Here is an 18,861-nt window from a genome sequence, read left to right on the forward strand (position 1 = left end):
TGGGATCCAGTGATGCCCGATGGCAGTTGGAGCGACGTTGGTTAGAATGAAAGAAGTAGGGCATGGATGTAAGAGGTGAAGCAATGTCTTTTGATCTCAAGACGCTGATTGAGCGTTGTGAAGAAGCTCTCGAACAGGAAAACCCGCAACAAGCCATTAAGCGATTGTTGAGAGAAAGTCTCCGCGATCCCGGTTCGGTCAAATTAGCGCTCATGCCTGGTAACCGAGCAGATTTCGAGTTTCTGTATGAGTCAGATGATCTCACCATTCTTCATTTTATTTGGGCACCTAAAATGACCATGCCTGCACATAATCATAACCTTTGGGCAGTTGTGGGTGTCTATGAGGGAAGAGAAGATCATATTTTTTGGCAAAAAGCTGGAGACAGTAGATTTGGAGAAGCCGACATTCGTGCTGTTGGTGCCGCTTCTATCGCTGCAGGAGAAGTGCTGAGTATGGATAATCAAGCCATTCATTCAGTGACTAACCCGACACATCTTTTCGCTGCAGGTATCCACATCTACGGAGGAAATTTCAGAGAAGCGGACAGAAGTGGCTGGGATCCCATCCTTCTTCAAGAAACGCGATTGGATGCCGAAAAAAACCAAGCCATTTTTGATGTGGAAAACGAGGTGTTGGATTTGCTTGAACGCAGGCATAAATAGCAAAGACCAACTCAATCTAAAGTGGTTAACACGAAGCAGCTGAATATGGGGGAATCAGTCGTTGCTATCCTCTCTGTGCTCAGAATTTGTGCGCCGCCCCTGGGGTCTGTTCACCTTTGGTGATAAAAGTTGCGGGTTGATAGCCGACCTAAACTTGTCAAAGACCAACACGCAACTTGGGAGCTTTCATAACAAGGAACACGGCGAGTGCGCAGACTATGAAGCCGATAATGGTAGCCGTTGAAAACGCTTCATCGAAAAAGAGCCATCCCTGAATAGCGGTAACGGGCGGAACCAGATAAATCACCGAGGTGACTTTAGATGCTGCGCCCCGGCCAACCATGTAAAGGTAGAGCAGCACTGCAATGACTGACAACGCCAGTACTGACCAAATCATGGTGAGTGTAAACGTTAACGACCAAGTCACTTCAAAGCCTTCCACCAACCAGGCAATCGGTAAAAAGAACACACCAGCTGCGACATATTGCCACATCGCACAAGCAACCAAATCAACACCCTGACAAAAATGCTTTTGGTACAAAGTGCCAAGGGTAATGCCAAGCAAAGCAAGGAATACAAACATGTAAGCGTAAAAAGGTTGAGCGTCGATATTCCAACTCATCTTGCCTTGCACGACTAATGCGATGCCGAAAATACCCGCGAACAAGCCAACCCACTGTGCCGGATTAAGCCGCTCGCTGGAAAGATTAATCACAATCAGTGCGGTGAGGATTGGCTGGAACCCAACCAATAAGGATGACAAACCAGCGGGCATGCCAAAGCCAATCGCGGCAAACACGCCGCCGAGATAAAAACCGTGGATTAACAGCCCAGACACTAGAACGTGAAACAGTACTTTCCTTTTGGGCATCACAGGTTTCATTACGCCTAGAATGACCACAAAAACCAAGACGTTCAACACCATGCGAATAAAGAGGAAAGTGGCAGCATCCGCATAGGGAAGGCCAAATTTGGCCCCGATAAAGCCCGTGCTCCAAAGCAAGACAAAGACAAAGGGAATGGCGCTTTTCAGCATGAGGCATCAATCCTTGCGCGATGAGAGTGAGTCGAGAAGTGATTAAAACGCAATCAGTGTGCGACAACAAGGAAAATGACTGCGTCCAAAAGCGTATGAATTCGTATGAGTAAGAAGGTAAGTGTACGAACGACGAAAAAGCCCACAGAGGTGAGCTTTATGCGTTGGAACGACAGGTTAAGACAACCAATCCAGGCTGAGTAGTAATCGTGAGGCACTTCCGGGAGCGGGAGAGCGATGAACAATACCTCGGCCTTCATTGCCGACCCAGGCTTCACCTTTCAATATCGCTACGGCACCGGTGGGGATTTCTTTGATACCAGATGGGGCGACAGATTGCTCTGGTAATTGCCCCGGTGAGCTAGAACGCTCAACGTTACTCTCATCTATCCATTCTGTTCCGCGACCAGAGTATGTCACCAGTAATCTGGCTGGGACACGGTCGATATGGAAACGCGGGCACATGGTTGTATCCAACACCTGAAGGCGAACGCCTAACGCGTCGGGTTCGAAAAGGCATCGATACATTTCGACCACATCTTCCACATCCGCTAACCAGCTTTCTATGCCTTTAAGTTCCAACGCCCATTTAGGCAGAAGTTCCCAGATAGACAGCGAATTTTCCAGTGCGACAAAGCGATTGTATTTTCCTACCCGAGTAGCGAACTGGTCGGCAAACTCTCTGCAATCTTGCGAAAGCTCGCGCTGCCAGACGGTAAGATTCACGTCTTCCCGGAATATTTCGGTCAGGCATTCTGGGTGGGTATTCTGAACCGTCACTGGCCGGGTGACTGTTTCGATTTCCGCTATCATGGACAGTCTCCAATTTGTCTCGTAATTGAAATGTTATAACATAACGTTTCAATGTATGCGACTACATGGAGTATTGCAGATAGAAGTTGTTTTGATTCTCTTCGAACTGAAATTCGTTCTTGAAAATGAAGCATCTAGATAGGAGATGTCTGGTTCAAACTAGCTCATTGATTAAAAAGATATTTACTATGATGCCAAGGATAGGTAAGCATGACGACTGAATCTTCGACAGAGATCCGAGCATGGGATTTTAACAACCGCTTACCGCTCGCATTGAAACTGTTCTTTTTGTCACCACTGGCATTCTTCGTGATTTTCTTGATGAATCACGAATTTGAACTGACGCTGTTTTTGGCATCACTACTCTTTTTCATCGTATTCTTTTTGTTCTTTGGTTATCTGTTTAGCCATGAGTTGGTAGAAATTAACTCGTCTACACTGGAGCATTCTCATCATCTGCTTGGTGTGACCTACAAAAAGAGAAAGTACCCACTTGGACACATACAAAACTTGCGTGTTTACCCAAGCATGTCAAAGCCGTTTTTTTTGACCCCAAAGGCCCTCTTTCAGAACAATTGAGGCTGCATATGCTTGGCGGCTCGGTTGTGTTTGATTATGGCCCTCTTTATCGAAGTATTCAGATGTTCAAGGGAATGCCGGAGAAGGAGGCGCTAAAGTGTGTCGCCCAAATGACTGAGTTGCTGAATGAATATTGATTGAGAGGTCACTCTCTACACCGTGCCTGAGTCCTTCATTGCAATTAGAAAGGGTAATGTGAAAAAACATCAGCAAGGCATGGTGATTTTGTATGTTTTGGCGCTATTGGTCGCGGGTGCATTTGAGTTTACGCCGGGAAGATTACTGCATACTTGGTTGTTTGTTTAGTCGCGTCGAATGACAAAAAAGGCTGCTTGGCAGCCTTTTTTATTATCAAAATTTATATACAGCCCCAAGGCTGAACTCCCAACCCAAATCGTTTTGTACAAGGGGGCTGTCGCTATCATGGTGCTCAAGTGCAACTTCAGAAATAGCCAACCAGTTTTCAGAAATATCGTAAAGGGCGACGACACCGCCTTTGTACACCCAGGTTTCGTCAGCGCTGAATTCGGCTAAGCCAGAGGCAGAAGACTCCTGAGCTGAGATGGAATACAGATGCTGGGAAAGCTTCTCGTCGCGATAATTCACTTCCACGTAGGGTGACAAGACAAAGTTGGTGATGGGCGTGTCGAACGCTCGGCCGAGATGCAGTTGTATTTCATAGCCATTGTGCTCGTCGGTAACATCATGAAGATAAGTGAGGCGGGCACCGACAGTACCGAGCGTAATGCCAAGCTCGCCGTTGCCATCGCGGTTATTTATTCCTGAAGGGATGTCGTCGAAATCGTCAGAAACTTCTGCAAAGCGAAGGTTACCGGAAAGGCCAATAAACGGGATAGGGTTGTAAGTGAACAGGCTGCCATCAATAAAGCCATGTTCACTGTTGTAAAACAGGTATGGTTCAGCCCCAGCCTTTGCGCCTTGATTTGAGAAGACCGATTCCCCAACAGTAAGCCCGGCACCGACAAAACCAAAATCCTTGTATTTATCCTGTGCCAAAGTTGGCGTCGCGATGACAGACAGCAACAGGGGGGACAGGAATGATATGACGCTTTTTCTCATGACAGCTCTCCTTTTCTATGAAAAAGAAGAACTGCAATGGAGGAGGTTTCTTTCAGCGGACTTTGGCAAGCAGCTAGCTTTGCCGGTTACCTTTGATGAGATCCTCGATGGTCTCAGTTACCTGCTTAAGTTTCAGGCTCTGTTCTTTGTAACTCATCGAGACTTCTGAGGTTTCATTGGCAATCTGGTGGTTATTGTTGACGATTCCTGTCATGGATTCCATGGCAGAATTCACTTGAATGAGGCCTTTCATTTGCTGGTTGAACGCCTGACTAAAGGAATCAATTTCCTGCGCCAACCCTTCAATTTTGTTGGAGATATTCGAAAAACTGACCTGGGTTTGTTCTGAAAGCGCCTTACTTTCCTTTACCCGCAACTCAGTGTCTTGCACTATCTGGCCAACGGTGACCATCGAGTCTTTCAGCAGCTTATCGATATCTTGCGATGCCTGACCCGACATTAAGGCCAACTGTCCCACTTCCTGAGCCACAACGGCGAACCCACGTCCGTGCTCACCTGCACGCTCGGCTTCTATAGAAGCATTGAGTGACAGCAGCTTGGTTTGAAAAACAATGTCATGAATGACCTTTGTGTAGTCGGAGATCTTTCTGATGATCTCGTTTATCTCCTGCAATTGCTTGTTGGAGTTTTCAATCAGCACGACCGAATGCGCCATCTTGTCCATGTTCTTGCTGCCGTCAGAGCTGAGCGCTAACGTGCCTTTTGACACATCCAGACAGGTCAGGACGTTTTCATTGGTACGCTCCACCATCTCCCGGATTTCAGACATGGCAGATACATTCGAATCCAGTGCGCTCCGCTGTTTCTCTACTCCATTGGCAATGTCTTTTGCGCCTTGTAGAACAAGCTGGGAATTCTCCTGAGCAGCTTCAGATACATAGGCGAGGTCTTTGGTGATTGAAATCAGCGGCTTAGAAAGTCGCATCGAAACAAAGTAGATGATCAGGCAAAGCAGAATGATGATGCTGACAAAGCAAAACAGCACCACTTGCAGATTCCTTTGCAGTGCCGCCGTTGAAGCCTTCTCGTTGTAGGTAATATTCAGCACACCGAGCAAAGTACCATCAGGAGCGAGGATTTCCTCCGAGTACTTCAGTGCTCCGTCATTGGCTTCCTTAGGGGCTGTTTCTGTGTAAGGCACCCCAAGGCTGTCCATAAACTGGATATGGTCAATATCCTGATCTTTCATGCCAACCTGAACAAACTCCTCCAACGCCGACAAGTCATAATTCATGATGTATGTCTTGCTGGATTGATTCAGAAAGTTGGCCAATGACTGCACCTTCCCTTTTTGTATCTGGGAAAGCTCCTGCGCAGTCATGTGGTGGAAGAATACGGCCGCCAAAACCAGCAATGCGGTGATACTCCCGATCAAGGGAACCAGAATCCGGTACTTAAGCGACAACCCTTTAAAAAACGACATCCACTTATTCATGGCTTCACTTCATACTGTTGACTGGAACCGCTTTGCCATTCTCGATTTTCGTCAGGTATACATCGTCCAGGCCCTGTCTATCTGACTTACTGAAGTTCACATTAAGGCCACCAAAGCTCTTGTTGCTGATGTTTTCCATCGCGCTGACAAAATTTGATCGGGTGAGTGATTGACCAGCCTGTTGTAAGGCTTCAACTATCACCATGGCATTTAAATAGCCTTCCAGTTGAGTGTAGTAAGGGCTCTCAACGCCTTGGGCGGCGAGATCTTTTTTGAAGTCTTTAATAATGCGAAGGTCACTTTCATCTGGGTTCGGCATGACCTGGGAGATATAACTGCCGTCGCCGTCAGCACCTAATTCTGCAATCAGCTTTTTAGTGCCCACAAAAGAGATATTGGCGAACTTAGCGTCAAAGCCTTTCTGATTTGCCAGTTTGATGAAGGCACCACAGGCTTTGTAAGCGCCGACCAAAATTACAGCATCCGGATTTTTGCTCATGATGCTGTTCAGCCCTTGCTCGACATCCAATGTATTTCGGGTGTATCTGCCTTCCGCATGGATTTTGAGACCGCGTTTTCTTAGCGCGCGTTGCACGCCCGCTTTACCTGCTGCGCCATAGCCGTCGTCCTGAATAAACACGGCAATTTTCTTGTATCCCAAATCATTAATGAAATGGTTAACCAGCTTTTCTGTTTCATTGAAGTAGCTTGCGCGGATATTAAAAATATTCGGATTGGCAGGCGCGCGGAGAAACTCTGCGCCGGTGAAAGGGCCGATATAAGGGACCTTTGCGCGGTTCACTTCGGGAACGACGGCTTTCGAAGTTGGTGTGCCAACGAAACTTACGAGCGCAAAGACTTTGTCAGTGTAAATCAGCCTCTTCGCATTCTTCGCTGCGCGATCCGGCTCGTAACCGTCATCAAGGGATATGACCTTGATCTGCCTGCCATGAACGCCGCCTTGCTGGTTAATTTTCTCAAAGTAGGCGAGGGTACCCGCTTTCACCCCTGTGCCTAAACCCGAGGCTGGGCCGGAAAGTGCATTACTCATGCCGAAAGTTATGGTGGTATCAGTGACACCGACCTCAGCAAAAACGGTATATGGTAGCGCGAGAAAGGACACCATTATCCAGCGTAAGAATTTCATCACAAAGCCCCTTACTAACTATTTGGTTATTAGTGAGTATAGGAAACATAACCAATGTTTCATTGTTGAGATTTTGTGATGTCGAAATCAGTGCTGGTTATAGGCAGGGATATTCGTAAAGCGCGGCATCGAAGCCTTCGACTTCTCGCCGGTCAATGAAATAAAAGCCGAACGATTCGTAGAAATTGCGAAGCCTTGGCCTATCACCGTGGCAATCACAGCGCAGCCACTGTCTTCCCTCTGACTTAACTAAGTCCACCATAGCTTGTAAAACGCGATGACCAATACCACGGGTGATAAAGGCATCGCCAATCACTAGTTTGTGAAAAAACAAAGAGTCATTAGCAGTGATTTGAGGCCAGAAAAGAGCATCCTTTTCTAGGATGAAGACACCGCCGATGATCTTGTCTTCTTCTTTGACCAGATAAAGACTGTCATCGCCGTATGCTTTTTGTAGTGCAGACACCGAGACCTCTTCACGCTCCCAAAGGGGGATCCCCGCGCTTTCGAGTCTTTCAATGGCTTCGAAAAGAAACCCTTCAATTGTTCGCCAATCGTCAGGATGATTAGATTTTGTCAGTGATATCGGCATAGTTCCCGGTGTTCTGCGACCGCGGCGTTGAGTTTAGACCTCTGACGTTTCAGACAGGGACTTTTTCAGCGAGCGAGCTTTGTTAAGTTCAATTTTGTAGGCAGCCAACAGGGTGGAGAGATCACTCACTTTCACCGTGCAGTTGCCCTCGTTGTCCATCGAATTTAGAACGTCGTCGTTAAGTCTGGCGAGTGCATTACGCGTCGCCGGAGTATCAGTTGTAATAGGCATTGTTATTAACTTTTTTGTTATTAGTGTTGGGCTATTTAATCAGAAAGCGACTCAAGGAAACAATCTGGTTTTGAAACGGATTGTTTCAGTCAATCGAAGTGTAGCGCTTGGTGTCATAAGCGGCAGAGTTGGTGCAAAAATTAACCAGAAAATTAGACTTGTCACCCAATTGTAATGAAATTAGCCGCTTAAAGTTACTCAAAGCGGCCATTCTTAAAATTGTTAGGATGTCATTTCAAGCGCAGAAAGCATGTGTTACTTGCTTTCCAAGAGCACTGAAGTTTTGCGATTAATATCGAAAAATGCAGACGCCTATTCGCTGTGACTAGGGTAAATCAGAGCCTCAGTATCAAAGCCACGGGATTTGGCAGCTTCGATGAATTTCTGCATTACCTCTTCCGAAACCTCTGGTGTTCTCGCTAGCAGCCATAGGTAATCTGTATTGAAGCCAGAAACGAAGGCGTAATCGTAGTTTTCACCCAATCCAAACACCACGTAAGACGAGTAGAAAGGACCAAAGAAGGAGACTTTCAAATGGGCGACATCACGTTCGGCGACGAAGTAGGCTCGGCCTAAAGCTTCACTCCATTCTTTGTCTTCATCGCTGTAACCACGGTTAATGACGTTGATGCCACCATCTTCGCGTGGTGTGTATTCCGCTGAGACGGAAGAAAGGCCGCGCTCGAAGGAGTGGTCGAGTCTTGCGATTTCGTACCATTTCCCTAAGTAGCGTTGTTCGTCAAATCCAGTGACAGGCTCAACACCTTCAGGAACGGATTGGCAGGCGGTCAGGCCAAAAAGAGAAGCCGCAATCAAAAGCGCTTTAAACATAAATCGTGTCTTCTTTTTATTGTTGGTTAGTGTGTTTTATACCCAAACAACCTGAAGATGCAGGATTCAGCGAAATTGACTGGCATTGTGATCGCGGCGTTCCTTTGCAGGTGTAGTCACCTCCATCAAAAAGGAACAACAAAGAGCACGGTGTCAGTCAACTCGCCCGAAGGGAGGGCCTCAATGCGCCCACTTCTTCGTTAAATTCCACGGAAATAGAATGACTATTCATCGTAAAATTTGCCTCGAATTGAACGCATTGATGACCTCTAAATGCGAGCATCTTCAGGTCGTTTGGGTATAGTACGATGCCAAAACCCTAGTGGGTCATTTAACGAAGAATTTTCGTCAGTGCATCAGCCAATGCCGCATGACCTGTTTCATCAAGATGGAGGCCATCAATAGGTGATGCCTCACAGACGGTGGCTGCTTCGAAGAAATCGCAGCCTTCTTCCTCAGCCACTGCACGGAAAAAGCTCGCAAGCTCAAGAGACTTCTGCCGACCATCACGAAAACCTGAAGCCCAGTTGTTGGCGTCGTGCATTGGCGCAGGCGAAACAATCAAAATACGTGGTGTCGGGTGACCTGCGTTGTCGCACTCTCTGACTTGACCAATCAGCTTGCGAATACCTTCTGCAATCCAGGCTGGCTCTGAAGGAAACTGGGACTTCAAGTCATTGGTGCCGAGTGTGATCACCACGCCATCCAGTGGACGGTGAGAGAGCAGCAGCATGGGCAGAACGGCGCTTCCATCGCGGTAAGGCTTCATTGGGTCATTCCACACTGTGGTGCGTCCATTGAGCCCTTCCTCAACAATCACAAAACGGTCTTCGGAGCCGTCGTCTTTGTCAATGTTGAGCGCGTCTTGAAGGCGTGATGTCCAGCGAATGCCCTCGCCCCAGCGCGAGCCATTTGAAGGGTTATAACCCCAAGTATTTGAATCACCGAAACATAAAATCCGTGGCATTGAGATATCCCTTTATATTGATTGCTTCCATTTTACGATGATTGATGAGATTCGTCGTCAATTGACTGCGATGGTTTGACGCTTTTCATTTTTACCGTGTCGCGTGTTGAATGGCTTGGATGTTTAAAACGGCTCAGTTTAGGCAACAGGGTGAGGCTAACTCATCATCAAGAAAGCGCTTTTCAACAAAGGGCGAAGCATCCAATCAACGGACGGTGTGGGATCTGCCTTAAGGAACGTCAGCGTTTTGGACAGATAGGGTTCCGAATACAAGGAGTTCAGATGCAATGAATGAAAAAACACCCATGCAGAAGCGAGCGGCAGCAGCCAGGCACACAACCTCTGTTGATCAATCTAACCGACGAGTGCCGATTAATCTCAGGCAGTCCGGTCCCACACCGGTCGAACTTCTGATTTCTACACGGGTGAGGAAATCTCCCTATTGGCATCTCTCTTACGAATCTGACTGCTGGCAGGCCACGATTTATAACCGCATGTATCACCCCCGCGCCCATATTCCCAAAGAACAAGGCGGCGTGATGGCGGAGTATGATGCGTTGGTCAATCACGTGGCGATGTGGAATGTTGCGGTTGAGCGCCAGATTCAAGTGAAAGGGCCGGACGCTGAAAAGTTCGTCGACTTTGTTATCACTCGCCCAGCAAACATCATCAAACCCATGCGCGGAAAGTACGTGATCTTGTGTAACGAAGAAGGCGGGATCATGAATGACCCAGTGCTTTTGCGCATTGCGGAAGATGAGTTCTGGTTTTCGATTTCAGACAGTGACATCGAATTTTGGCTTCGTGGCGTGAACATTGGTAAAGGCTTTGATGTCACCATTGCAGAAATTGATGTCTGTCCGGTACAAATCCAAGGGCCAAAATCTGAAGCGCTGATGACGGATTTGTTTGGCTCAGCTGTCAGTGATATTCCCTTTTATGGTTTGATGGAAGGCACGCTCAATGGCGCGGACGTGATTATCTCCCAGACCGGGTTCAGCGGCGAAAAGGGCTACGAAATCTACTGCTTGGACGCGACGTTGAACGCGGAAAAAGTCTGGTATGGCGTGCTGGAAGCAGGTGAAAAGCACAACCTGAAAGTGACCGCCGTAGCCCATCACCGCCGCATTGCCGCTGGCATTCTTTCCTGGGGGCAGGATGTTGATCAGGAGGTGTCTCCCTTCCAATGTAACCTCGCCTATCAAGTGCCGAAAGACAAAGAGGGCGACTACATAGGCAAGGCGGCGCTTGAGAAAGCGAGAGCGCAAATTGATACCGGATATTCACCGTACCCGCTTGGTATGGTTGGGATTGTCTTCGGTGGCGAGCCAGTGATCGATTACGCCAACGATTTTTGGCTGATTTATGGCGAAGAGGGCGATGATGCGGTCGGCTATGTGACATCGCCTTGGTATAGCCCAGAGCTGGAAACCAACATCGCGCTTTGCCATGTACCGTGGAATGGACGGGATGTCGGTACCAAATACAGGGTGGCGTTGCCAACGGAATTTGGCGGGGAGGTTGTCGAAGCCGAGGTCGTCAGTATACCCTTCCGGCCTTCAGTGAATCCTAATTCCCGTGAAGTGGAGAAATCGCGCACCAGCGCGCCTGTTTCCTGACCTATATGCTGGCGGTGCAATGCGCCGCCTCTTTCTGGCGAAATGCTCATGACCATGAATTTTGAACAAGGCAAAGTTGATTGTATGCCTCAGCTTCCCGATCCCGCTTTTGCTGCGGCAGAGCTTATTTATCATGCCTCTCTAGAAGCGACACCGCGTCAAGTGAGCGCATTGGAAAATCGCCCGGAATGGCTACCGGAAGGTATCCGTGTGTACGTGCCTTTTCTTCCCTCTTCAAACTTTGAAGATGCTTTCGATACCTGTAAAACCCTGTTGATTTGGGGGGCGGTTCCGGTTCCTCATCTTCCTGCACGCGCTGTCCCCAGTGAAGAAAAACTTCGTGAATGGTTGTTGGCGCTCAAAGTGCTGGGCGTAAAGCAACTACTGCTTATATCTGGCGATATTGAAACTGTGCAGGGGCCTTATGCGGATACCATGCAGCTTCTGCAATCTGGTTTGTTGCAGGAATACGGCATTGAAAGCTTTGGTGTTGCGGGGCATCCCGAAGGACATCCCCACGCCGACCAAACAACGCTGAAAAATGCCCTTGAATTCAAACGAAATTATGCCAAAGAGCACGGACTATCCCTTTGGGTGGTGACGCAATTCTCGTTTGATCAGACGGTTTTGGAGCAGTGGCTCGATGAACACCAAACCATACTTGCTGGCATTCCGGTTTATCTCGGACTTGCTGGGCCTACGCGTTTGAAAAATCTGCTCTCTTACGCTGCGCAGTGCGGGGTGGCAACATCCGCAAAGGCACTGACCAAGAACCTAAATGCCGTCAGGCTGCTCAGACCTTGGACGCCAGATGCATTGCTGGAAGGGATGGCAGTTTATCAATCGAATAGGTCGGAATCTGTATTGAAGGGGATCCATTTGTTTCCGTTTGGTGGACTGAAACAATCTGCCGAATGGCTCGCTAACAAAGCCAGATAATCCAATTTAGGGTATGTGCGTTGGCATTTAGTTTTGATGCTGAGACCCTAAAAGAGTGAAATTTGGGGCACTCTAATGAATAATCAAAATAATACCGTATTAGTGACTGAAAATATGACAGCTTTACCTCCACCCGGCGCGCCGGATATTGAAATCGCCCGCGCTGTAAAACCTTGGCCGATCTTTGAAGTGGCCCAGCGTAAACTCGGCGTGGCCGCACATGCTTTGATCCCGTTTGGGCATTACAAAGCCAAACTGGATTTGTCACAGATTGATACCACCTCGAAAGTGGGCAAACTCGTGCTGGTCACCGCAATTACGCCGACCCCTGCTGGGGAAGGAAAAACCACCACCAGTATTGGTCTGGCAGATGCACTGAATGCTATCGGCGTTAGCGCCAGCGTTTGTTTACGCGAACCTTCACTGGGCCCATGTTTTGGCGTGAAGGGTGGTGCTGCTGGCGGTGGCCGTGCGCAAGCCATTCCGATGGAAGATTTAAACCTCCACTTCAACGGTGATTTTCATGCGATCACCTCTGCTCATAACCTGCTTGCAGCCTTGATTGATAACCACATCCACTGGGGTAACGAGCTTAATCTGGATGCGCGCAAAGTATCATGGCGTCGTGTGATGGACATGAATGACCGCGCGCTTCGCCATACCTTAGTGGGATTGGGCGGTCCTGCGCATGGTCAGCCGCGAGAATCTGGTTTCGACATTACCGTAGCGTCTGAAATCATGGCAATCCTTTGTCTGGCAGAAGACAGAAAAGATCTTCAACGTCGTCTGGGTAACATCATCATTGGACGCGACCGTGACAACAAGCCAGTGACCGCGCGTGATTTAGGCGCAGAAGGCGCAATGACGGTGCTTTTGAAAGACGCGATTCAACCAAACCTTATCCAGACCTTGGAGCACAACCCGGCGCTTATTCATGGCGGTCCGTTCGCCAATATCGCTCATGGCTGTAACTCTGTGATGGCGACCCGCACAGCCATGGGTCTAACCGATGTTGTAGTGACGGAAGCGGGCTTTGGTGCGGACTTAGGCGCAGAGAAGTTCATCGACATCAAATGCCGTATTTCTGGTTTGAGACCGGATGCGGCCGTATTGGTATGCACCGTACGCGCTCTGAAAATGCAGGGTGGCGTCGCGAAAGACAAATTGGATTCAGTAGACGCTGACGCGGTGAAGCTTGGTTCAGCCAACCTTAAACGCCATATCGAAAACATGCAGAAGTTTGGCCTTACGCCTGTGGTAGCTATCAACCGTTTCCCGACCGATGATGCCAAGGAGCTTTCAATCATCAAAGAAGTTTGCCTGAGCCTGGGGGCGCGCGTCGAAGAAGCACAGCATTGGGCAGAAGGTGGTGTCGGTGCCAAAGCGGTTGCTGAAGCAGTGAAAACCATTTTGGACGGTGAAGCGCCAGATGTGCAATTCCTCTACGAAGACGACCTGCCGATTGATGACAAAATCCGCAAAGTTGCCACCGCTCTCTATGGCGCGGAAGACGTGCAGTTCAACATTGCAGCTCAAAAGCAGCTCGATGAAATCCACCAGTTAGGTTACGGGCATCTCCCTGTCTGTATCGCGAAAACACCTTACAGTTTTACCTCAGAGCCATCGGAGCTTGGCGCACCGTCAGGACACATACTGCCTGTGCGTGAACTTCGCCTGATGGCGGGTGCAGGCTTTGTTGTCGCGATTTGTGGTGATGTCATGACCATGCCAGGACTGCCGCGTAAGCCCGCCGCGCTCAGCATCTCTCTGGATGATGATGGCGAGATTGTTGGACTGTTCTGAGTGCCCTCTGATTTAAGTGTCAAAAAGCGCTACCTTGGGTAGCGCTTTTTGTTACTTATTTCTTGAACGTTTTTCTCCTGCCTTGAAGCACGTAAAGTACTTGTCATTCAATTCCAAGCGATTTGGCAGCAGGAGCAAGTGATGTGTAAGAAGGACAAACCGTATCAATATCAGGAACGTCAGGTTGAGTTAGATACCGACCGCGCGTTTCGTCTTGGCGAAGGCAAAATCAGTGGCTATCTATCCGTGACTTTGGGTGGTTTGTCGCTGCTTGCTGTACTGGCCTATCTCTTTCCTTCCTATCTCACCACGACTGAACTTCGTAAAACCTACGATGCGGAAAGCCTGCAACATGTTCTGAAATACGGCATGTACTTTTCTCTTTTCTTTGGTGCAATGACGCACCTGCTGAAAAGGTATCGTCGTCTGGGTTGCATCGGCATACTGCTGACGCTGGTGGCTTTTGCTTTGGGTGGGTATACCGTTCCCGTTGGCCCGGTTGAGCCGAAAGAACTCTCCTTGGGAGTGGATTGGTTAATCCTGGCATTTTTGGGCTCTGCGGCGATTTTTATGACGCTGGAAAAGCTGCTGCCTAAGTACAAGAACCAAGTTATCTTGCGTAAAGAATGGGAAACGGACTTCTTCTATTTCTGTTTTAACCATCTGGCGATTTCCGCCATCCTGATTTATGCCAACTACCATACCTCGCATTTTGACTGGGCAGTGAGCGCTTCATTGCAAGAGTCAATGCAATCCCTGCCAGTCATTGTTCAATTCGTACTGATTCTGATTGCTGCGGACTTTGTTCTTTACTGGGAACATCGCCTGTTCCACGAAGTAAAAGCGCTGTGGCCGGTTCATGCGGTTCACCACTCGGTGGAAGAGCTGGATTGGTTGGCAGGCTCTCGAGGTCACTTCATTCAAGTGTTTTCAGAGCGTACAATGGTGATGGTGCCACTGTATTTGCTGGGGCCTTCAGAGGCTGCATTGAATGCTTACGTGGCTTTCGCAGCGCTGCAAGCGGTATTGATTCACTGTAACACCCGCATGCACTTTGGTTTTCTGAAATATATCTTTGTGACGCCGCAATTCCATCACTGGCATCATAGCTCAGAAAAGCCTGCGATCGATACCAATTACAGTGCACATTTGGTGCTGTTTGACTGGTTGTTCGGCACCATGCACATGCCTAAACAGCATTGGCCAGCAAAATATGGCACCACCAAACCTATGCCGAAGGGCGTCATCGGACAAACTCTGTATCCGCTTACAGCACTGATTAGAAAGCAAAAATAAATTCAAAACTCTCCTCTATGCGCCGTTCGCGGCGCATTCCAAATACATCCTGTCGCATTCGCATCGCTGGATCAGCTGAGTGTTGTTTAAGTTGGCTAAATATAGAAAAGGAAAAACCAACAAAGGACGCACCCATGTCAGATGCTCTAGCGCTGCATCGAGATTCCATCATCATTGATGGCCTGATTATCGCCAAATGGAACCGGGAACTGTTTGAAGACATGGCAAAAGGTGGGCTGACGGCTGCCAATTGCACGGTTTCGGTATGGGAAGGTTTTCAGGGTACCGTCGATAACATTGTCGAATTCAACCAATTACTGCGTGAAAACAGCGACCTCATTCGTCCGGTGCACACCACAGAAGATATTCTTGCTGCCAAGCGTGAAGGTAAAACCGGCATCATGCTGGGCTTTCAGAATGTTCATGCGTTTGAGGACAAACTTGGCTATATCGAGATTTTCAAAAAGCTGGGTGTAGGTATCGCGCAAATGGCTTACAACACCCAAAACTTGGTCGGTACAGGTTGCTACGAGCGCGATGGTGGTTTATCCGGTTATGGCCGTGAAGTCGTCGCGGAAATGAACCGTGTCGGCATCATGTGTGACCTTTCCCATGTCGGGCCAAAAACCTCGGAAGAAGTCATTCTGGAATCGAAAAAGCCGGTTTGCTATTCGCACTGTCTACCACTCGGTTTGAAAGATCATCCCCGCAATAAATCCGATGAAGAGCTGAAGTTCATTGGTGACCACGGCGGCTTTATCGGCGTCACCATGTTCGCCCCTTTCCTGAAAAACGGCATCAATTCTACCATCGAAGATTACGTCGAAGCCATCGACTATATCGTTGATCTGGTCGGTGAAGATTGTGTTGGTATCGGCACTGACTTCACCCAAGGTCACGATCAGGAATTCTTTGAATGGATTACCCATGACAAAGGCTACGCAAGAAGGCTGACCAAATTTGGCGAAATCATCAACCCGAAAGGTATCCGCACCGTGGGTGAATTCCCGAATCTGACGGCGGCGTTACTCGACAGCGGTTGGTCGCCAGAGAAAGTGCAGAAAATCATGGGTGGCAACTGGGTCAAAGTTCTTAAAGACGTTTGGGGCAAATAAGCCAGAAAGAGAGGAAGCATTAATGGGTCATCATCCACCGGAAATCCCTATTCAGGTCGACGACGAAACTGGCGTTTGGAGCACCGATGGCTTGCCCATGCTCTATGTCCCCCGACACTTTTTCATCAATAACCACGCAGCGGTGGAAGACGCCATTGGCGCAGATCAATACGCGGATTTGCTCTACAAAGCAGGCTACAAATCCGCTTATTTCTGGTGCGAGCAGGAGGGGGAAACCCACGGCATCTCAGGTGCAGAAGTGTTCGACCATTACATGAAGCGTCTTTCCCAGCGCGGTTGGGGACAGTTCTTTATCGAGCATCTGGATGTTTCTCAGGGAACGGCACGAGTGCGGCTCGAAAACTCCGCGTTTGTGTATTACTACGGCAAGGTCAACCGCAAGGTGGATTACATGTTCACGGGCTGGTTTGCCGGTGCCATGGATCAGGTGACGGAGAGTGTCGGCTTTCCGTTCAAAACCCAGGCAGTGCAATTACAAAGCGGCTCTGAAGAAGGCTGCGATTTTGGACTGTTTGAAGTGAAGCCGATTGGGTAAGAGAAGGTTCTGGATCCTAGGAAAAGCAGGTCCTAGGACCTCAAAACAAAATAAGGAAGTGCAATGTCTCAGTTCGACGCTATTTTTCAGCCGCTTGCGATCAACAAGCTGACGATCAGAAACCGGGTGATCAGTACGGCACATGCCGAGGTGTATGCGACGGAAAATGGCATGCCGACTGAGCGCTACATCAAGTACTACGAAGAGAAAGCCAAAGGCGGTATTGGCCTTTGTGTCTGCGGCGGTTCAAGCCCGGTGTCTATCGACAGTCCGCAGCATTGGTGGAGTTCGGTGAACGTCAGTACCGATGAGGTTATTCCACACTTCCAGAACCTTGCTGATGCCATGCATAAACATGGCGCGGCTATCATGATCCAACTGACCCACATGGGACGCCGTTCCCGTTGGGATGGTGGCAACTGGCCGACCCTGATGAGCCCAAGCGGTATTCGCGAACCGGTTCACCGTGCGACCTGTAAAACCATTGAACCTGAAGAAATCTGGCGTATTATCGATGATTTCGCGCAAGCCGTCCGTCGTGCAAAAGAAGGTGGCTTGGACGGCGTTGAGCTCTCATTTGCCCACCAGCACTTGGTCGATCAGTTCTGGAGTCCGCGTGTTAACCGTCGTACCGATGAATGGGGTGGCAGCTTCGAAAACCGCATGCGCTTTGGCGTAGAAATTCTGAAAGCGGTGCGTGCGGAAGTGGGGCCGGATTTCGCAGTGGGTATCCGCATGACGGGGGATGAATTCCATCCTGACGGCCTTGACCACGAGAACATGAAAGAAATCGCGGCTTACTATGATGGGCTCGGCATGATCGATTTCTTCAGCGTGGTCGGCTCGGGCTGTGATACCCACAACACCTTGGCGAACGTCATCCCGAATATGACTTACCCGCCAGAGCCATTTATTCACCTTGCCGCAGGAATTCGCAGCGTGGTGAATGTGCCTGTGATGCATGCACAAAACATCAAAGATCCGGTACAGGCTGCGCGTGCGCTGGAAAGCGGATTGATTGACTTTGTCGGTATGACACGCGCCCACATCGCAGATCCTCATCTCATCACCAAAGTGAAGCTGGGCCAGACAGATCAAATCCGTCAGTGTGTCGGTGCCAACTACTGCATTGACCGCCAATATCAGGGTATTGATGTCCTCTGTATCCAAAACGCAGCGACATCTCGCGAAGCCAAAGTACCTCATATCATCAGCAAAACCGACGGCCCAATTCGCAAAGTGGTTGTTGTTGGCGGTGGCCCCGGTGGCATGGAAGCCGCGCGTGTCTGCGCCGAGCGTGGTCATCAGGTCACTTTGTTTGAGAAAAACAGCGAACTGGGTGGGCAAATCACGCTGGCAGCGGCTGCACCGCAACGTGAGCAGATCGCAGGTATTACCCGCTGGTTCGATCTGGAACTGCGCCGTTTGGGGGTGAACCTTGTATTCGACACGGCAGCGTATGAAGCCACTATTTTGGCGCAATCGCCCGATGTTGTGGTACTGGCTGTCGGCGGTAAACCGTTTATCAATCAGGAAGCCAAATGGGGCGGTGATGACGGTCTGGTGGTGAGCAGTTGGGACATTCTAAGCGGTGCAGTTGAGCCGGGCAAAAACGTGGTGGTGTATGACACTATTTGCGAATTTGCGGGCATGTCTGTGGCGGATTATCTCGCGGCGAAAGGCTCGTTGGTGGAAATTGTCACTGATGATATCAAGCCGGGTGTCGCTGTGGGCGGTACCAGCTTCCCCACATACTATCGCAGCCTTTACGAGCGCGATGTGGTGATGACGCCGGATCTGGTGCTGGAAGAAGTCTACAAAGAGGGCGACAAACTGATTGCCCGCTTTGAAAACGAATACACAGGTGTGCGCGAAGAGCGCGTGGTCGATCAGGTAGTGATTGAAAACGGCGTCAGACCGGACGAGGCGCTCTACTATGCGCTCAAAGAAGGCTCCCGCAACCGCGGCCAGGTAGATATCGACACTCTGTTTGCCTTCGAGCCACAACCCGCATTTGCTGAGCAGGCGGACGGTTATCTACTTTATCGCATCGGGGATTGCAGCGCGCAGCGCAATATTCACGCTGCCATCTACGATTCACTGCGTCTGTTTAAAGACCTCTGACCGACTGCGGGG

Annotated in this window: 18 protein-coding genes; 9 read left to right on the forward strand and 9 right to left on the reverse strand. The window is 49.2% G+C overall.

What is annotated here, in order from left to right; translation table 11 throughout:
• The first annotated feature begins 62 nt into the window (after positions 1-62).
• Positions 63-665: a hypothetical protein gene (locus D515_RS15335; protein ID WP_231590930.1), complete on the forward strand. Its 603-nt coding sequence runs from the start codon at positions 63-65 to the stop codon at positions 663-665.
• A 157-nt stretch (positions 666-822) separates the two neighbouring features.
• Here the strand turns inward: D515_RS15335 and D515_RS15340 are convergent, their stop codons facing one another.
• Entirely contained in the window at positions 823-1,701 is an 879-nt protein-coding gene (locus tag D515_RS15340; protein WP_002539884.1) for a DMT family transporter, read from the reverse strand.
• 177 nt (positions 1,702-1,878) lie between these two features.
• On the reverse strand, positions 1,879-2,514 hold the full coding sequence (locus D515_RS15345; RefSeq protein ID WP_002539886.1) for a DUF1826 domain-containing protein: 636 nt from the start codon (positions 2,512-2,514) through the stop codon (positions 1,879-1,881).
• Between the two features lie 210 nt (positions 2,515-2,724).
• On the opposite strand from D515_RS15345, the gene D515_RS15350 reads away from it, so the two are divergent.
• On the forward strand, positions 2,725-3,093 hold the full coding sequence (locus tag D515_RS15350; protein WP_002539888.1) for a hypothetical protein: 369 nt from the start codon (positions 2,725-2,727) through the stop codon (positions 3,091-3,093).
• A 351-nt stretch (positions 3,094-3,444) separates the two neighbouring features.
• On the opposite strand, the gene D515_RS15355 is transcribed toward D515_RS15350, so the two are convergent.
• The 7 genes from D515_RS15355 to D515_RS15385 form a co-directional block, all read right to left on the reverse strand.
• A complete protein-coding gene (locus D515_RS15355; protein ID WP_002539891.1) occupies positions 3,445-4,173 on the reverse strand; it encodes a MipA/OmpV family protein in 729 nt (242 codons plus the stop codon).
• A 73-nt stretch (positions 4,174-4,246) separates the two neighbouring features.
• Positions 4,247-5,629, reverse strand: coding sequence for a methyl-accepting chemotaxis protein (locus tag D515_RS15360; protein ID WP_039850179.1), 1,383 nt, complete (start codon positions 5,627-5,629; stop codon positions 4,247-4,249).
• A 4-nt stretch (positions 5,630-5,633) separates the two neighbouring features.
• Positions 5,634-6,776: an ABC transporter substrate-binding protein gene (locus tag D515_RS15365; RefSeq protein WP_039850180.1), complete on the reverse strand. Its 1,143-nt coding sequence runs from the start codon at positions 6,774-6,776 to the stop codon at positions 5,634-5,636.
• Positions 6,777-6,873: 97 nt separating this feature from the next.
• On the reverse strand, positions 6,874-7,368 hold the full coding sequence (locus tag D515_RS15370) for a GNAT family N-acetyltransferase (RefSeq protein WP_002539894.1): 495 nt from the start codon (positions 7,366-7,368) through the stop codon (positions 6,874-6,876).
• Positions 7,369-7,401: 33 nt separating this feature from the next.
• Positions 7,402-7,599 carry a hypothetical protein gene (locus tag D515_RS15375; protein WP_039850181.1) on the reverse strand — a complete coding sequence of 66 codons (198 nt, stop codon included), beginning with the start codon at positions 7,597-7,599 and terminating at the stop codon, positions 7,402-7,404.
• Positions 7,600-7,911: 312 nt separating this feature from the next.
• The gene (locus tag D515_RS15380) at positions 7,912-8,430 is read right to left on the reverse strand and encodes a lipocalin family protein (RefSeq protein ID WP_002539897.1); all 519 of its coding nucleotides are present in this window, start codon (positions 8,428-8,430) and stop codon (positions 7,912-7,914) included.
• A gap of 331 nt (positions 8,431-8,761) precedes the next feature.
• Positions 8,762-9,397, reverse strand: coding sequence for an SGNH/GDSL hydrolase family protein (locus tag D515_RS15385; protein WP_002539898.1), 636 nt, complete (start codon positions 9,395-9,397; stop codon positions 8,762-8,764).
• Between the two features lie 287 nt (positions 9,398-9,684).
• On the opposite strand from D515_RS15385, the gene D515_RS15390 reads away from it, so the two are divergent.
• The 7 genes from D515_RS15390 to D515_RS15420 all read left to right on the forward strand — a co-directional run bounded on the left by D515_RS15390 (position 9,685) and on the right by D515_RS15420 (position 18,849).
• Positions 9,685-11,016, forward strand: a complete 1,332-nt coding sequence (locus tag D515_RS15390; RefSeq protein WP_039850182.1) for a glycine cleavage T C-terminal barrel domain-containing protein — start codon at positions 9,685-9,687, stop codon at positions 11,014-11,016.
• A gap of 48 nt (positions 11,017-11,064) precedes the next feature.
• Positions 11,065-11,955: a methylenetetrahydrofolate reductase gene (locus D515_RS15395; protein ID WP_002539900.1), complete on the forward strand. Its 891-nt coding sequence runs from the start codon at positions 11,065-11,067 to the stop codon at positions 11,953-11,955.
• A gap of 114 nt (positions 11,956-12,069) precedes the next feature.
• On the forward strand, positions 12,070-13,758 hold the full coding sequence (locus D515_RS15400) for a formate--tetrahydrofolate ligase (RefSeq protein WP_239643989.1): 1,689 nt from the start codon (positions 12,070-12,072) through the stop codon (positions 13,756-13,758).
• A gap of 141 nt (positions 13,759-13,899) precedes the next feature.
• Positions 13,900-15,054 (forward strand): sterol desaturase family protein, encoded by a 1,155-nt coding sequence (locus D515_RS15405; protein ID WP_002539902.1) that lies wholly within the window; start codon positions 13,900-13,902, stop codon positions 15,052-15,054.
• 134 nt (positions 15,055-15,188) lie between these two features.
• Complete coding sequence (locus D515_RS15410; RefSeq protein ID WP_002539903.1) at positions 15,189-16,169, forward strand: dipeptidase; 981 nt, start codon at positions 15,189-15,191, stop codon at positions 16,167-16,169.
• A 22-nt stretch (positions 16,170-16,191) separates the two neighbouring features.
• Positions 16,192-16,725, forward strand: a complete 534-nt coding sequence (locus tag D515_RS15415; protein ID WP_002539904.1) for a DUF5943 domain-containing protein — start codon at positions 16,192-16,194, stop codon at positions 16,723-16,725.
• A gap of 63 nt (positions 16,726-16,788) precedes the next feature.
• Positions 16,789-18,849 (forward strand): oxidoreductase, encoded by a 2,061-nt coding sequence (locus D515_RS15420; protein ID WP_002539905.1) that lies wholly within the window; start codon positions 16,789-16,791, stop codon positions 18,847-18,849.
• The last annotated feature ends 12 nt before the right edge of the window (positions 18,850-18,861 follow it).

This window comes from Grimontia indica, assembly GCF_000333895.2.
In the GTDB taxonomy this organism is placed as follows: domain Bacteria; phylum Pseudomonadota; class Gammaproteobacteria; order Enterobacterales; family Vibrionaceae; genus Enterovibrio; species Enterovibrio indicus.

Excerpts from the sequence above, each read along its gene's own strand:
- D515_RS15350 (WP_002539888.1), top strand. The coding sequence starts at position 2,725 with ATGACGACTGAATCTTCGACAGAGATCCGAGCATGGGATTTTAACAAC.
- D515_RS15370 (WP_002539894.1), bottom strand. The coding sequence starts at position 7,368 with ATGCCGATATCACTGACAAAATCTAATCATCCTGACGATTGGCGAACA.
- D515_RS15395 (WP_002539900.1), top strand. The coding sequence starts at position 11,065 with ATGACCATGAATTTTGAACAAGGCAAAGTTGATTGTATGCCTCAGCTT.
- D515_RS15390 (WP_039850182.1), top strand. The coding sequence starts at position 9,685 with ATGAATGAAAAAACACCCATGCAGAAGCGAGCGGCAGCAGCCAGGCAC.
- D515_RS15405 (WP_002539902.1), top strand. The coding sequence starts at position 13,900 with ATGTGTAAGAAGGACAAACCGTATCAATATCAGGAACGTCAGGTTGAG.
- D515_RS15410 (WP_002539903.1), top strand. The coding sequence starts at position 15,189 with ATGTCAGATGCTCTAGCGCTGCATCGAGATTCCATCATCATTGATGGC.
- D515_RS15340 (WP_002539884.1), bottom strand. The coding sequence starts at position 1,701 with ATGCTGAAAAGCGCCATTCCCTTTGTCTTTGTCTTGCTTTGGAGCACG.
- D515_RS15345 (WP_002539886.1), bottom strand. The coding sequence starts at position 2,514 with ATGATAGCGGAAATCGAAACAGTCACCCGGCCAGTGACGGTTCAGAAT.
- D515_RS15360 (WP_039850179.1), bottom strand. The coding sequence starts at position 5,629 with ATGAATAAGTGGATGTCGTTTTTTAAAGGGTTGTCGCTTAAGTACCGG.
- D515_RS15375 (WP_039850181.1), bottom strand. The coding sequence starts at position 7,599 with ATGCCTATTACAACTGATACTCCGGCGACGCGTAATGCACTCGCCAGA.
- D515_RS15385 (WP_002539898.1), bottom strand. The coding sequence starts at position 9,397 with ATGCCACGGATTTTATGTTTCGGTGATTCAAATACTTGGGGTTATAAC.
- D515_RS15365 (WP_039850180.1), bottom strand. The coding sequence starts at position 6,776 with ATGAAATTCTTACGCTGGATAATGGTGTCCTTTCTCGCGCTACCATAT.
- D515_RS15355 (WP_002539891.1), bottom strand. The coding sequence starts at position 4,173 with ATGAGAAAAAGCGTCATATCATTCCTGTCCCCCCTGTTGCTGTCTGTC.
- D515_RS15415 (WP_002539904.1), top strand. The coding sequence starts at position 16,192 with ATGGGTCATCATCCACCGGAAATCCCTATTCAGGTCGACGACGAAACT.
- D515_RS15335 (WP_231590930.1), top strand. The coding sequence starts at position 63 with ATGGATGTAAGAGGTGAAGCAATGTCTTTTGATCTCAAGACGCTGATT.
- D515_RS15380 (WP_002539897.1), bottom strand. The coding sequence starts at position 8,430 with ATGTTTAAAGCGCTTTTGATTGCGGCTTCTCTTTTTGGCCTGACCGCC.
- D515_RS15420 (WP_002539905.1), top strand. The coding sequence starts at position 16,789 with ATGTCTCAGTTCGACGCTATTTTTCAGCCGCTTGCGATCAACAAGCTG.
- D515_RS15400 (WP_239643989.1), top strand. The coding sequence starts at position 12,070 with ATGACAGCTTTACCTCCACCCGGCGCGCCGGATATTGAAATCGCCCGC.